The 12,424-nt window shown below is 60.7% G+C and carries 14 protein-coding genes; 9 read left to right on the forward strand and 5 right to left on the reverse strand.

What is annotated here, in order from left to right; all coding sequences use genetic code 11:
- Nucleotides 1–9: 9 nt before the first annotated feature.
- A complete protein-coding gene (locus tag AC2FNR_RS13125) occupies nt 10–417 on the forward strand; it encodes a hypothetical protein (protein ID WP_496849398.1) in 408 nt (135 codons plus the stop codon).
- Nucleotide 418: 1 nt separating this feature from the next.
- On the opposite strand, the gene AC2FNR_RS13130 is transcribed toward AC2FNR_RS13125, so the two are convergent.
- On the reverse strand, nt 419–907 hold the full coding sequence (locus AC2FNR_RS13130) for a protein-tyrosine phosphatase family protein (protein WP_496849399.1): 489 nt from the start codon (nt 905–907) through the stop codon (nt 419–421).
- 133 nt (nt 908–1,040) lie between these two features.
- Here AC2FNR_RS13130 and AC2FNR_RS13135 point away from each other — a divergent pair, with 133 nt between their 5' ends.
- The 3 genes from AC2FNR_RS13135 to recR all read left to right on the forward strand — a co-directional run bounded on the left by AC2FNR_RS13135 (nt 1,041) and on the right by recR (nt 4,010).
- Nucleotides 1,041–2,792: a DNA polymerase III subunit gamma/tau gene (locus AC2FNR_RS13135; RefSeq protein ID WP_496849401.1), complete on the forward strand. Its 1,752-nt coding sequence runs from the start codon at nt 1,041–1,043 to the stop codon at nt 2,790–2,792.
- 215 nt (nt 2,793–3,007) lie between these two features.
- Nucleotides 3,008–3,352 carry a YbaB/EbfC family nucleoid-associated protein gene (locus AC2FNR_RS13140; RefSeq protein ID WP_496849403.1) on the forward strand — a complete coding sequence of 115 codons (345 nt, stop codon included), beginning with the start codon at nt 3,008–3,010 and terminating at the stop codon, nt 3,350–3,352.
- 64 nt (nt 3,353–3,416) lie between these two features.
- On the forward strand, nt 3,417–4,010 hold the full coding sequence (recR, locus tag AC2FNR_RS13145) for a recombination mediator RecR (protein ID WP_496849405.1): 594 nt from the start codon (nt 3,417–3,419) through the stop codon (nt 4,008–4,010).
- Nucleotides 4,011–4,045: 35 nt separating this feature from the next.
- Here the strand turns inward: recR and AC2FNR_RS13150 are convergent, their stop codons facing one another.
- A complete protein-coding gene (locus tag AC2FNR_RS13150) occupies nt 4,046–4,891 on the reverse strand; it encodes an FkbM family methyltransferase (protein ID WP_496849407.1) in 846 nt (281 codons plus the stop codon).
- Nucleotides 4,892–5,103: 212 nt separating this feature from the next.
- Here AC2FNR_RS13150 and AC2FNR_RS13155 point away from each other — a divergent pair, with 212 nt between their 5' ends.
- The gene (locus AC2FNR_RS13155; RefSeq protein ID WP_480866412.1) at nt 5,104–5,592 is read left to right on the forward strand and encodes a hypothetical protein; all 489 of its coding nucleotides are present in this window, start codon (nt 5,104–5,106) and stop codon (nt 5,590–5,592) included.
- Here AC2FNR_RS13155 and AC2FNR_RS13160 read toward each other — a convergent pair.
- Nucleotides 5,589–6,230 carry a ribonuclease T2 family protein gene (locus AC2FNR_RS13160; RefSeq protein ID WP_170754489.1) on the reverse strand — a complete coding sequence of 214 codons (642 nt, stop codon included), beginning with the start codon at nt 6,228–6,230 and terminating at the stop codon, nt 5,589–5,591. The two genes, AC2FNR_RS13155 and AC2FNR_RS13160, sit on opposite strands and share 4 nt — an antisense overlap.
- A gap of 130 nt (nt 6,231–6,360) precedes the next feature.
- On the opposite strand from AC2FNR_RS13160, the gene AC2FNR_RS13165 reads away from it, so the two are divergent.
- Nucleotides 6,361–7,122, forward strand: coding sequence for a DUF1013 domain-containing protein (locus AC2FNR_RS13165; protein ID WP_170724540.1), 762 nt, complete (start codon nt 6,361–6,363; stop codon nt 7,120–7,122).
- A gap of 53 nt (nt 7,123–7,175) precedes the next feature.
- On the forward strand, nt 7,176–7,568 hold the full coding sequence (locus AC2FNR_RS13170) for a hypothetical protein (RefSeq protein ID WP_480866414.1): 393 nt from the start codon (nt 7,176–7,178) through the stop codon (nt 7,566–7,568).
- Between the two features lie 38 nt (nt 7,569–7,606).
- On the opposite strand, the gene AC2FNR_RS13175 is transcribed toward AC2FNR_RS13170, so the two are convergent.
- Both AC2FNR_RS13175 and AC2FNR_RS13180 read right to left on the reverse strand, forming a co-directional pair.
- A complete protein-coding gene (locus tag AC2FNR_RS13175; RefSeq protein ID WP_496849410.1) occupies nt 7,607–8,638 on the reverse strand; it encodes a permease in 1,032 nt (343 codons plus the stop codon).
- On the reverse strand, nt 8,631–8,939 hold the full coding sequence (locus AC2FNR_RS13180) for an ArsR/SmtB family transcription factor (protein WP_170355342.1): 309 nt from the start codon (nt 8,937–8,939) through the stop codon (nt 8,631–8,633). The genes AC2FNR_RS13175 and AC2FNR_RS13180 overlap by 8 nt, the downstream gene beginning before the upstream one ends.
- A gap of 116 nt (nt 8,940–9,055) precedes the next feature.
- Between AC2FNR_RS13180 and pdxR the strand changes: the two genes are divergently transcribed.
- Nucleotides 9,056–10,516, forward strand: a complete 1,461-nt coding sequence (gene pdxR, locus AC2FNR_RS13185; RefSeq protein WP_170355343.1) for a MocR-like pyridoxine biosynthesis transcription factor PdxR — start codon at nt 9,056–9,058, stop codon at nt 10,514–10,516.
- A gap of 125 nt (nt 10,517–10,641) precedes the next feature.
- A complete protein-coding gene (gene xsc / locus AC2FNR_RS13190) occupies nt 10,642–12,420 on the forward strand; it encodes a sulfoacetaldehyde acetyltransferase (protein ID WP_170754499.1) in 1,779 nt (592 codons plus the stop codon).
- The last annotated feature ends 4 nt before the right edge of the window (nt 12,421–12,424 follow it).

Genomic DNA, 12,424 nt, shown 5'->3' on the forward strand with positions numbered 1-12,424 from the left:
GGGCGCATTATGATCTGGAAGACAAAAACGCACCAATTCAGTGCAACCCTATGTCAGAAAACCGGCAAGACCTGCCCGGCTCTGGCGCAGATGGCACGGGCTATTGTGCAGGCGATGGAATCCGCAGTGCCTGCCACGTCGGATGACTTCGCGTTGGACGGCAGCGGAGAGCTGGGCCATTGCCCACAGGGCTGCATCGCCCGATTCCGCGCCCAGAAAGATCAGATTCGCATCTTCTGCGGCACCAGCACGGACGCCTCGCTCGACGCGTTGGATGGTTATGCGGATATGCTGTTCGGCCCCGATGCTGCGGCCCGTCCGGCCGGCCAGTTACAAGTGCCGCCCTGTGCCATGCTTGAAGTGTCAGAGCTGGCCCCGGCGCAACCAGCACAGCCCCAGCAGCATCTGGCGTTGTAACTCAGTCCGGCGCGCAGGTTGCCCAACGCATCTGCCCGTCGGTTTCAACCGCACAGGGCCGCACGGCGCGCAGGCGGCGCAACGCCGCGTCGGACGCGATGCCCTGTTCGACCATAAGCCGCAGGGCGATCATGCCCGACCGCCCGCACCCGCCCCGGCAATGCACCAGCACCCGCCCTCCACGCGCCAGAATATGCGCGGCAGACTGGCTGATCCGGGGCCACGCGGCCTCGGTGTCCGGCGACGGCGCGCCAAAATCTTCAATCGGCAGGTGCGTCCAGGTTATGCCCTCGGCGTGCAGGTCATCTCCCAGTTTTCCCGCTCCGGTCTGCTCCATCTCGGAGCTTGTGGTCATCGAAATCACAAGATCGGGCCGCCAGCGGCGAATGATATCCAAATCCCGCGCATACTCCCCCGCGCGCCCCGGCAGCGGCGACAGCGCGAAATGACCGGCCCCGACCTCGACCACGTGAATTGCAAATGGCTCCATCCCCGGCCTCCTTTTCACATAGCTTCTATGCTGTGCAAACTGACCTGCAAACCGAATTTCCCCCAAGGCGGCGGTGGACGCGGGCGGCGGGGGTCTCTAGGCTGCGTCGGAACCCGAATCCGACAGAGCAGATATGACCGACACGCCCAGCCCCGCCTATCAGGTTCTTGCCCGTAAATACCGCCCTGAAACCTTTGCCGATCTGGTCGGGCAGGAGGCCATGGTACGCACGCTGAAAAACGCGTTCGAGGCGGATCGGATCGCGCAAGCCTTTATCATGACCGGCATTCGCGGCACCGGCAAAACCACCACGGCCCGGATCATCGCCAAAGGCATGAACTGCATCGGCCCCGATGGCGAGGGCAAACCGACGACCGAACCCTGCGGCCAGTGCGAACATTGTGTGGCGATCATGGAAGGTCGCCATGTGGACGTGATGGAGATGGACGCCGCCAGCCGGACCGGTGTGAACGATATTCGCGAGATCATCGACAGCGTCCGCTATCGCGCGGCCTCGGCCCGCTACAAGATTTACATCATCGACGAGGTCCACATGCTGTCGACCAGCGCCTTCAACGCGCTGCTCAAGACGCTTGAGGAACCGCCCGAGCATGTGAAGTTTATCTTTGCCACCACCGAGATTCGCAAAGTGCCGGTGACGGTCCTGTCCCGATGTCAGCGCTTTGACCTGCGACGGATCGAGCCCGAGGACATGATCGGCCTGCTGCGCAAGATCGCCGATGCCGAAGGCGCACAGATCGCCGAAGACGCGATGGCACTAATCACCCGCGCCGCCGAGGGTTCAGCCCGCGATGCGACCTCTCTTCTGGATCAGGCGATTTCACACGGCGCCGGGGAAACCAGCGCCGATCAGGTGCGTGCGATGCTGGGTCTGGCCGACCGGGGCCGAGTGCTGGACCTGATGGACATGATCCTGCGTGGCGATGCCGCCGGGGCGCTGACCGAACTTGGCGCACAATATGCCGAAGGCGCCGACCCGCTGGCCGTGCTGCGCGATCTGGCCGAGATCACTCATTGGGTGTCGGTGGTAAAGATCACGCCGGATGCCGCTGAAGACCCGACTGTGCCCCCAGATGAACGCGCGCGGGGTCAGGAAATGGCCGAGGCCCTGCCGATGCGGGTCCTGACCCGCATGTGGCAGATGTTGTTGAAAGCGCTCGAGGAAGTCTCAGCCGCGCCCAACGCCATGATGGCCGCCGAGATGGCCGTGATCCGCCTGACCCATGTGTCTGACCTGCCCAGCCCAGAAGAACTGATCAAACGGTTGCAAGACGCGCCTCCCCCACCGCCAAACGGCGGGCCCGGCGGCGGAATGACCGCATCATCACACGCCGCGCAGGCCCCGGTGGCCTCCACTTATGCGCCGCCCATACGCGGCGGGGCCGGAGCGCCCACGGCCGCACTGGCGCAGGATGTGCAAACGGCATTGGCCCGCTACCCGAGTTTTGAACATGTGGTCGAACTGATCCGTACCAACCGGGATGTGAAACTGCTGGTTGAGGTCGAAAACGGCGTCCGGTTGGTGTCTTACCAACCCGGTCGGATCGAGTTCACGCCAACAGATTCAGCCCCAACCGATCTGGCCGCCCGCATGGGTACCGCACTACAACGCTGGACCGGCAACCGCTGGGCGGTGACCATTGTGGCCAACGGTGAGGCGGCAACCATCGCCGAAATCCGAGATGCCGCCGATCTGGCGTTAAAGGCCGAGGCCGAACAGCACCCGCTGGTGCAGGCGGTGCTGGCTCAATTCCCCAAAGCCAAGATCAAACGCATCGAAACCCCCGAAGAACGCGCCGCCAAGGTCGAAACCGAAGCCCTGCCCGAGGTCGAAGACGAATGGGACCCGTTCGAGGAGGACTAACCCTCCCGCGCCCGCCACGGGCCATCGGCTGACGCCGATACCCCTGAGCGACCTTGGGCCCGGCAGAGCGCGGGCGTTGCCCGCGCTCTGCCGGGCCCAACGGGAGGAGAGGTCTAGCAAAAGACCACGACGACGGGCGGGAGGGCACTGCCCCCTTGTGCCGCACGGGCGCTGTCCGTATCTAGGCGACAAACCGATTAGCAGGAGAAAACGTAATGCTTAAAGGACTCGGCGGTCTGGGCGATATGGCCAAGATGATGAAATCCGCGCAGGATCTGCAGACCAAGATGACCGACATGCAGGAAGAACTCAACATTCTGATGGTTGTCGGCGAATCCGGTGCTGGACTGGTCAAAGCCACTGCCACCGCCAAGGGAGAACTCAAAGGTCTGGACATCGACCCCTCGATCTTCAACGGCGACGACAAAGAGGTCGTAGAAGACCTGATCCTCGCCGCTATCAAGGACGCGCAGACCAAAGCCGCCGAACGCGCGCAGGCCGAGATGGCCAAGCTGACCGAAAGCATGGGTCTGCCCGCAGACATCAAGCTGCCGTTCTGATACACACTCCTGACGATCCAAAGGCCGGGCCCGCAAACCCGGCCCTCTTGCAGGAGCACATGCGTTGAGTTCGAACAGCGACATCGACAATCTGATCGACCTGATGGCCAAACTGCCGGGGCTTGGGCCCCGCTCGGCCCGTCGCGCGGTGCTGCACCTGATCCGCAAACGTGCGCTGCTGCTGACACCCCTGTCGGACGCCATGCAGCAGGTCGCCATCACCGCCCGCGAATGCTTGAACTGCGGCAACGTGGGCACCACGGACATCTGTGACATCTGCAACGCCGAGGCCCGCGCCACCGGAGAGCTGTGCGTAGTAGAAGACGTCGCCGACCTCTGGGCGATGGAACGCGCAGGCGTGTTCAAAGGCCGCTATCACGTGCTGGGTGGGACACTCTCGGCACTGGACGGCGTCGGCCCGGACGAACTGCGCATCCCGCGCCTCAAAGATCGAGTCACTGCAGAAGGGATCACCGAGGTCATCCTCGCCCTGAACGCCACAGTCGATGGCCAGACCACAGCCCATTACATCGCCGACCAGCTAGACGGTCAGGTGCGCCTGACCTCACTCGCTCAGGGTGTGCCGATTGGTGGCGAGTTGGATTATCTGGATGACGGAACGATCACGGCAGCGCTGCGGGCGCGCAAGGAGATCTAGCGAACGATATCAGGCCTAAATTGCAGGTTAAGAGGTCAGGACAGCTCGCGCCTCGACAGGAAAACATCGGCCCATCTGCGGTCTGTACCGGATAGATAATGCATGCATTGTTCCGCGTCTGTCCGCTGCAGTCTTTTGTTCCTGCTACCCATGATATAAACAAAGTCAAACGCCTTCAGGACCGCGGCAAAGGCCTGGGCGTCGAATTCAGGCTTTGGTATCCGCCACCCTTCGAACACCGCCAAATCAACGCGCTGCCAGAATCCGAGTGGAAGTTCGCTCATCAGCACCTCATCCAAACCTTGGGTATCAGATTTCCAAATCAACCGTCGCTTTCGGGCCTCATCCCCCATGCAATCGTCAAGCAACTGCTCCGATATCTTGCGGATCGGGGCTTTGATCACGTGATGGTTTCTGCCCGCTACTGCATTCTCATTGAACGAAAAATTTCCTCCGTTCACATCGTCAGTAAAAAAGGTCAACTCACCATCTGTCGTTCCCAGACCGAAGCTATGGACCGTCGCAGTTGGCATCCCGCCGATATTTCGCTCAAGATGCTCGACATTGTCCGGGCTGGGTTCGAAACAGGAAGCGGAATGCACGTTCTGGTAGTTGAGCAGCACCTGCCGCGTATAGAGCCCGACATTCGCCCCTATATCAATAAGATGGTAAGAGGCTGCATCGCAAACCTGACCAATAAAGCGTGTTTCGTTGAAATTCCACTCGTACTGCTGCGCGACATGAGGAAAGATCGAGCCATCGGTCAGAAGCGAGATCTCGTCCCCCCGCTCAAACGTTCCACGAAGAGGGCTTTCCTCGGATAGCCGCATTTGCACCGAGGTGCAGGTACGTCGAAGAAAACGTATCTGTTGACGGTTCATCATGTGATCCTGAATAGTGAAAACATCTAATCTCGAACAACGGCCACCACCGGCATTACCCGATCGCGCACAAAATGGAACAATTGCGCCTGCTTCTCAAGATTTGATAGAAACGTTCGGCACATTTGGCGCTTTAGATGCGCCGGACTTTGGTATCAACTCGATTCCGAATGCGAGCGTCCGTTATTCGACATATTTCAGGAGCTTAACCAATGCCTCGTCTTCTTGCTCTTTTGCTAACGGCAGTCACAACAACAACAGCGTTTGCACAAGACCTTATCGACAAGGGTTTCGTCGAGGGTTGGAACATCATGATGGACCCTGCGCTTGGGAATGGGTGCCTGATCCAGACGATTTATCAGGATCTCTCGGTCGTGCGTATCGGGTATGACGCGTTGGACAAACGCGGTTATTTCGCCGTCTACAACAAGGCCTGGGGCGAGATCGAACAGGGCGAGAGCTATCCGATCCGTTTTGAACTGGATGGCAAAAGCTACGATGGCACCGCAATCGGATTCAACGAACGCGATGTGCCCGGTGCAACGGTGTTTTTCACTGACCCCAAATTCGTTGATGCGATTGCACAGAACAAGACCTTGACCATCTACAACACGCAAGGTGAAACCGTGATGGCCATTGATCTGAAAGGCACCGCCAAGGCGTTGGGCTATGCGCGGGAGTGCCAGAACCGCGAGCTTTAACGAATCGGATCGAACAGAGCATCCTTGGCCGTGCAGTCGCGGATCACATCTCGGCCGCATGGCACCGGTTTCAGGTCGCGCGACAGGCAAAGGCGTACCTCTTCGATATAGCCCTGTTTGCAGGTGACGGTGATCATGTCGCGCTCTAGCGCAGGGTTTTCCTTTAGAAACGCCTCTTCCACCACCGAGGCGGGCAGTTTGACCGCCCCGTCCAGCTTGCGGAACACAGGCGGGCGGGTGACGCCCTCATAGGCCGCGCGCGACAAAGCGTAGTAGTCCGCTGCAGACAGGCCCGAACAGGTTCCGTGCTTCTTCCACTGGTGCCACGCCAGCCCAGAGGTGCCTTGAATATCCGCCATCTCGCGCGTCATCGCGCGCGACGGCGGCGCCTTGACCGTCGGGCAATAAGACGGCCAGCCTTGATGATATTGCGGCCAAAGCCCGTGCAGGATCCACCCATGATCATGCCGCGCATCGCATTGATCAGAACCGCGCGCATCACCTTCGCGGGCACACCAGTTGGGCGACCAGCTCAGCGACAGGACGTAATAGTCGAAAACGCCCGCCTTCTCTCCATCGGCCAGTGCGACCAGCCCGCTGAACGCCCACATGACCAGCGCTAGAATCCCGTGACGCATTCGCCTCTTCCCTTCTTGCCTTTGCGCGACTATATAGGCCCGAAGTTCCCCGACAACGGAAACCTGCCCCAAGATCACGGGGCCGCCGAATTCCGGCGACGGGACAGATGTATTTACAGGAGACGGGCTGATGGCAAAACCGCTTATGGCCAAAGCAACCGCCGTTTGGCTGGTGGACAACACCACGATCAGCTTCAAGCAGATCGCGGATTTCGTAGGAATGCACGAGCTTGAAGTGCAGGGTATCGCCGATGGTGACGTGGCCGCTGGCGTCAAAGGCTTTGACCCCATCGCCAACAACCAGCTGACCCAGGAAGAAATTGACTCAGCGCAGAACAACCCGCTGCACAAGCTGAAGCTCAAGTTCAACGCCGCTGCGGCAGGCGAGGAAAAGCGCCGTGGCCCGCGCTATACCCCTCTGTCCAAGCGTCAGGACCGTCCGAACTCGATCCTGTGGCTGGTCAAATTCCACCCCGAACTCAGCGACGGCCAGATCGCCAAGCTGGTCGGCACCACCAAGCCCACCATCCAGTCGATCCGTGAGCGTACCCATTGGAACATCGCCAACATGCAGCCGATCGACCCGGTTGCGCTGGGCCTGTGCAAACAGTCCGAGCTGGACGCGATTGTCCAAAAAGCCGCCGCGAAGAAAGCCGCCGAAGGTGGCGTCATGAGCGATGATGAGCGCCGCAAGCTGGTCTCGACCGAGCAGTCGCTGGAAATGGACGCCGCACCGAAAATCCCGACGGCCATCGAGGGGCTCGAAACCTTCTCGCTGTCCGATGATCCGGTCGAGGAAAAAGACGATGAGCCGGTCATCGACGCCGATAGCTTCTTCAACCTGCCCAAAGGTGGCGGCGACGAGGAAGAAGACGAAGATCCGCGCTTCTGATACTTAATCAGCCCTGGTCCGAAAGGGCCGGGGCTTTTTTGCACGAGATACCTATGCTGAATGCTTTGTCCTCTGTTTTCGGCCCGCACCGTGCGGTGTCGATCTATGCATTTCTGAAAACATGGGGCCTGCTGATGGTGGCGATCGTCGGCACAGTCTCGGTCGCGGCAGCGCTGCTGGTACTCAACGATGATGGCGCGCATGAACACGACTCGTACCTGACGGTTGCGGTTCTGACGGCGACCCCATTGAACGGGGACTTGAAACACGGCGTTATCGCGTCGGTTAAGCTGCCCGACGGGTCCACCATCTCGATCGACGAATCCAAGGAACACGTGGCGCGCACCGTCGGCGATACGGCCTGCGTCGAAAAACGCGTTTACGTCAATAGCGGGGAAGCAAGGTACCGCTTCAAAATGCCGAGCCTCTGCGAGGCCAACCAATAAGCAAAACCGCCCGGAGGCATCTCCGGGCGGTTTTTCCTTTAGATCATCTGGAAGACGATCCCTGAGATGATCGCGCCAGTAATCCCCAATCCAAGATAGGTCGCAAAGACCCGTGGCTTGACCAGCGACCATACGGCAGCCATCGCCGGGATCGAGCTGACCGCGCCTGCGATCATGAACGACATGGCAGCGCCTGCGCTCATGCCCTGCTCGGTCAGACCCGCTAGCAACGGCGGTGCGACGTAAGAGTTCAGATAGGCAGGCATTCCGACCAGCGCCGCGATGACAATCGGCACGACGCCTTCGCCCCCAACCACACGCGCGATCAGGTCGGCGGGCACATAGCTGACCAGAAGCGCCTCGAGCACATAGGCCAAAGCCAGCCATTTCAGCAGGAACATCCCGTTCTGGACAAACTCAGCCCGGAACCGCGTGCGGCGTTCCGGTTCCTGCCAAAATTTCCAGACCGGCTTGTCGTCCTGTTTCGGACCACAGCCGTAGCACCCGGCGGGTTTGTAAACACGCAGAGGCTCGGCGAACGCTCCGCCACGCATCAGCGCGCGCACCACGAAGCCTCCGAACAGGCCCAAAGCAACGGCGGCGACGGCCTTGCCTATGGCAAACGGCCAACCCAGCGCGCCCGCCGTGATCAGCAGGGTCGGCGGGTCGATCAGCGGTGAGCTCAACCAAAACGCCATCACCGCCGACAAAGGCGCGCCCAGCGCCAGCAGACCGGCGATGAAGGGGATCACCTCGCATGAACAGAACGGGGCAAGGCCACCGAACAGGGCGGCGAGGAAAATCATCCGCGTCTCGCGCCCCTCAAAGGCACGGGCGACCATGACCTCGGCACCGGTGGCCTTGAGGTAGGATAGGAGCAGAACTGCGAGCAGAATATACTGCCCGGTATGCGCCAGCGCTTTGCCCGCGAAGATTACCACCTCACCCCAGTTGCCGGGGTCCAGAACGGCAACCGCGATCAGAATAGCCACGATCACTGCCCAGGGCGTTTTGATCAACTCCAGCGCAGCTTTGGCTTGGACCTTCGGGTTTTGCGTTAACTCAGCCATCGTTTGCGGCCTTTCCGACTTCGTCGGCGCAGCACTCGGACAGAATGAACTGCGCCAAAGCGCGCAGCTCGTCATAGCTGGCGCGGTTGATGGTGGTGCGACCGATCTTTTCCTGCTGCACGACCCCTCCGGCGGCTAGAAATCGCAGGTGATGGGCAAGAGTAGAGGGCGCAATTCCGGTGCGTTCCTGAATCTCTCCAACCGTCAGCCCGGCCTGACCGGCGCGGACCAGCGTTTTGAGAACCTTCAACCGGGCCTCGGACCCCATGGCCGAAAATCCTGCTGCTGCAGTTTCCCACATATCGCAACTCCATTAAACTAGATTTCTAGTTATTTAGATTAATGTCGCGCACCCGTCAACCACAAAACGCGTAAGTCCAGATTGCTCACCGCATAAGTCCACCCTATAAGACTTGAATGGGCATCTCAGTCGACACCTTCTTTCTGGAACTAAACGGTCAGGGCACGTTGCAGGCGCAGATCCAGCAAATGATTGCCGAAGGCATCCTGTCGGGGCGTTTTCATGTGGGCGAGAAGCTGCCCTCGTCCCGCAAACTGGCGGCCCATCTGGGCGTCAGCCGGATCACGGTGACACTGGCCTATACGGAACTGCTGGCCAATGACTATCTGACCGCCAAGGGCCGGTCGGGGTATTACGTGTCGGAAAACGCGCCAGTGCCCCCGAAATACACGCCCACCCCGCGCGGCGACGAGACGGTTGACTGGACCACGGCACTGGCCCGCCGATTCTCGGACGGGGACACCCTGACCAAGCCTGCTGACTGGCGCGACTACCGCTATCCGTTCATCTACGGTCAGGCCGACCGGTCGCTGTTCGATCATGCCAACTGGCGCCTGTGCGCAGTTAGGGCGCTGGGGCACAAGGATTTCGATTCTCTGACCGGCGATTACGTGGATCAGGATGACCCGCTTCTGGTCGAATTCATCGCCCGCCACACCCTGCCCCGCCGCGGCATCGCCGCCCGCCCCGAAGAGATTTTGATCACCATGGGCGCGCAGAACGCGCTTTGGCTGGCCTCTCGCATTCTGTTGAACCACAACCGAACTGCAGTGATCGAAGACCCATGTTATTACGCCCTGCGCGATCTGCTGAACCATTCCGATTGCAAAGTGGCCCCAGTCGCAGTGGATCGCGATGGTTTGCCACCCGAGGCGCTGCCCGATCAGACTGATGTGATCTTTACCACCCCCAGCCACCAAAGCCCGACCACAGCCACCATGCCCGTGGACCGGCGCACCACCCTGCTGGCCCGCGCCCGCGAATTGGACGCCATGGTGGTCGAGGATGACTATGAGTTCGAAATGGCCTTTCTGGGTGCGCCCTCGCCCGCGCTCAAATCGATGGACCGGGATGGACGGGTGATCTATGTGGGTAGTTTCTCCAAATCGCTGTTCCCCGGCCTGCGCCTTGGCTACATGGTCGGGTCCGAGCCGTTCATCCGCGAGGCCCGTGCCCTGCGGTCGCTGGTTCTGCGCCACCCGCCGGGGCATATCCAGCGCACGGCGGCCTATTTCCTGTCCCTTGGCCATTATGACGCGCAAATCCGGCGGATGTCCAAAGCGCTGGCCCAACGCCGCGCGGCGCTGGATCAGGCCGTTGAACAGCACGGCCTGACCGTGGCCGGGCGCGGCGTGCTGGGCGGCTCATCCATCTGGATGTCGGCACCGGATCATGTGGACACGGCCCGGCTAGCACAGGAACTACAGGGTCAGAGCGTTCATATCGAGCCCGGCGCTCCGTTCTTTTCCAGCCCTGACCGGCCGCAGAATTTCTACCGTCTGGGATATTCCTCGATCGCGCCGGATCGCATCAATCCGGGCATAAAACGCATCGCCGAGGCAATCCGCGCCTGTTAGCGCAACACTGGACCTATTCCGCCGCGCATTCTGGCCCTAACGCCGCCCCGCGCCATCCGTCAAAACCGTATCTAAAGGCAGGGCAAGAGACCCGGCCATTCCACATATGCGCGGAGATCACTCAGATGAAAATGACCACGGAAGAGGCCTTTGTTAAGGTTCTGCAAATGCACGGGATCGAACATGCGTTCGGGATCATTGGCTCGGCCATGATGCCGATCTCGGACCTGTTCCCCAAAGCGGGGATCATGTTCTGGGACTGCGCACACGAAGGCAGCGCCGGTATGATGGCCGACGGCTACACCCGCGCTACCGGCAAAATGTCGATGATGATCGCGCAGAACGGCCCCGGTATCACCAACTTTGTCACCGCCGTCAAAACCGCCTATTGGAACCACACCCCGCTGCTGCTGGTCACGCCGCAGGCCGCGAACAAGACCATCGGTCAGGGTGGTTTCCAGGAAGTCGAGCAGATGAAACTGTTCGAAGACATGGTCGCCTATCAGGAAGAGGTCCGCGATCCGACCCGCGTGTGCGAGGTTCTGAACCGCGTGATCATGCAGGCCAAACGCGCCAGCGCTCCTGCGCAGCTGAACATCCCGCGCGATATGTGGACTCAGGTTATCGACGTGGACCTGCCCGCGATTGTAGAATTCGAACGTCCCTCGGGCGGCGAAAGCGCCGTAGCGCAGGCGGCCGAGCTGCTGTCGAACGCCAAGAATCCAGTGATCCTGAACGGTGCGGGCGTGGTTCTTTCCGAAGGTGGAATCGAGGCGTCCAAGGCACTGGCCGAGCGTCTGGATGCGCCGGTCTGCGTCGGCTACCAGCACAATGACGCCTTCCCCGGCTCGCACCCTCTGTTTGCTGGCCCGCTGGGCTATAACGGCTCAAAGGCGGGGATGGAGCTGATCAGCGAGGCCGATGTGGTTCTGTGCCTCGGCACCCGTCTGAACCCGTTCTCGACCCTGCCGGGCTACGGCATGGAATACTGGCCTGCGGATGCCAAGATCATTCAGGTCGACATCAACCCGGATCGGATCGGCCTGACCAAAAAGGTCTCGGTTGGCATCATCGGCGACGCGGCCAAGGTGGCCAATGGCATTCTAGCAAATCTCGGCGATACAGCTGGCGACGCCGGTCGCGATGAGCGAAAGGCGAAAATCGCTCAGAAGAAATCCGCTTGGGCGCAGCAACTGTCCAGCATGGACCACGAGGATGACGATCCGGGCACCACATGGAACCAGCGCGCCCGCGCGGCCAAGCCCGACTGGATGAGCCCCCGCATGGCGTGGCGCGCGATCCAGTCCGCCCTGCCGAAAGAGGCGATCATCTCGTCCGATATCGGCAACAACTGCGCCATCGGCAACGCTTATCCTTCCTTCGAGGATGGCCGCAAATATCTGGCCCCGGGCCTGTTCGGCCCCTGCGGCTATGGCCTGCCGTCGATCATGGGTGCCAAGATCGGCTGCCCGGATGTGCCGGTTGTGGGCTTTGCTGGTGACGGTGCATTTGGCATCGCCGTGAACGAACTGACCGCCATTGGGCGCGAAGAATGGCCCGCGATTACGCAGATCGTCTTCCGCAACTATCAGTGGGGGGCGGAGAAACGGAACTCGACCCTGTGGTTCGACGACAACTTTGTGGGCACCGAGCTGGACACCAAGGTCTCTTACGCCGGTATCGCGCAGGCCTGCGGCCTGAAAGGCGTGGTGGCACGCACCATGGACGAGCTGACAGCAGCCCTGAATCAGGCCATCGAGGACCAGAAGAACGGCATCACTACCCTGATCGAAGCCATGATCAATCAGGAACTGGGCGAGCCCTTCCGCCGCGACGCGATGAAGAAACCGGTGGCCGTTGCAGGCGTCACCGCCGATGACATGACCCCGCAGGCCGGGGCGTAATCCG

It is taken from the genome of Ruegeria sp. SATB045 (assembly GCF_059613525.1).

Excerpts from the sequence above, each read along its gene's own strand:
- AC2FNR_RS13125 (WP_496849398.1), top strand. The coding sequence starts at position 10 with ATGATCTGGAAGACAAAAACGCACCAATTCAGTGCAACCCTATGTCAG.
- AC2FNR_RS13130 (WP_496849399.1), bottom strand. The coding sequence starts at position 907 with ATGGAGCCATTTGCAATTCACGTGGTCGAGGTCGGGGCCGGTCATTTC.
- AC2FNR_RS13135 (WP_496849401.1), top strand. The coding sequence starts at position 1,041 with ATGACCGACACGCCCAGCCCCGCCTATCAGGTTCTTGCCCGTAAATAC.
- AC2FNR_RS13140 (WP_496849403.1), top strand. The coding sequence starts at position 3,008 with ATGCTTAAAGGACTCGGCGGTCTGGGCGATATGGCCAAGATGATGAAA.
- AC2FNR_RS13150 (WP_496849407.1), bottom strand. The coding sequence starts at position 4,891 with ATGAACCGTCAACAGATACGTTTTCTTCGACGTACCTGCACCTCGGTG.
- AC2FNR_RS13155 (WP_480866412.1), top strand. The coding sequence starts at position 5,104 with ATGCCTCGTCTTCTTGCTCTTTTGCTAACGGCAGTCACAACAACAACA.
- AC2FNR_RS13160 (WP_170754489.1), bottom strand. The coding sequence starts at position 6,230 with ATGCGTCACGGGATTCTAGCGCTGGTCATGTGGGCGTTCAGCGGGCTG.
- AC2FNR_RS13165 (WP_170724540.1), top strand. The coding sequence starts at position 6,361 with ATGGCAAAACCGCTTATGGCCAAAGCAACCGCCGTTTGGCTGGTGGAC.
- AC2FNR_RS13170 (WP_480866414.1), top strand. The coding sequence starts at position 7,176 with ATGCTGAATGCTTTGTCCTCTGTTTTCGGCCCGCACCGTGCGGTGTCG.
- AC2FNR_RS13175 (WP_496849410.1), bottom strand. The coding sequence starts at position 8,638 with ATGGCTGAGTTAACGCAAAACCCGAAGGTCCAAGCCAAAGCTGCGCTG.
- AC2FNR_RS13180 (WP_170355342.1), bottom strand. The coding sequence starts at position 8,939 with ATGTGGGAAACTGCAGCAGCAGGATTTTCGGCCATGGGGTCCGAGGCC.
- pdxR (WP_170355343.1), top strand. The coding sequence starts at position 9,056 with ATGGGCATCTCAGTCGACACCTTCTTTCTGGAACTAAACGGTCAGGGC.
- xsc (WP_170754499.1), top strand. The coding sequence starts at position 10,642 with ATGAAAATGACCACGGAAGAGGCCTTTGTTAAGGTTCTGCAAATGCAC.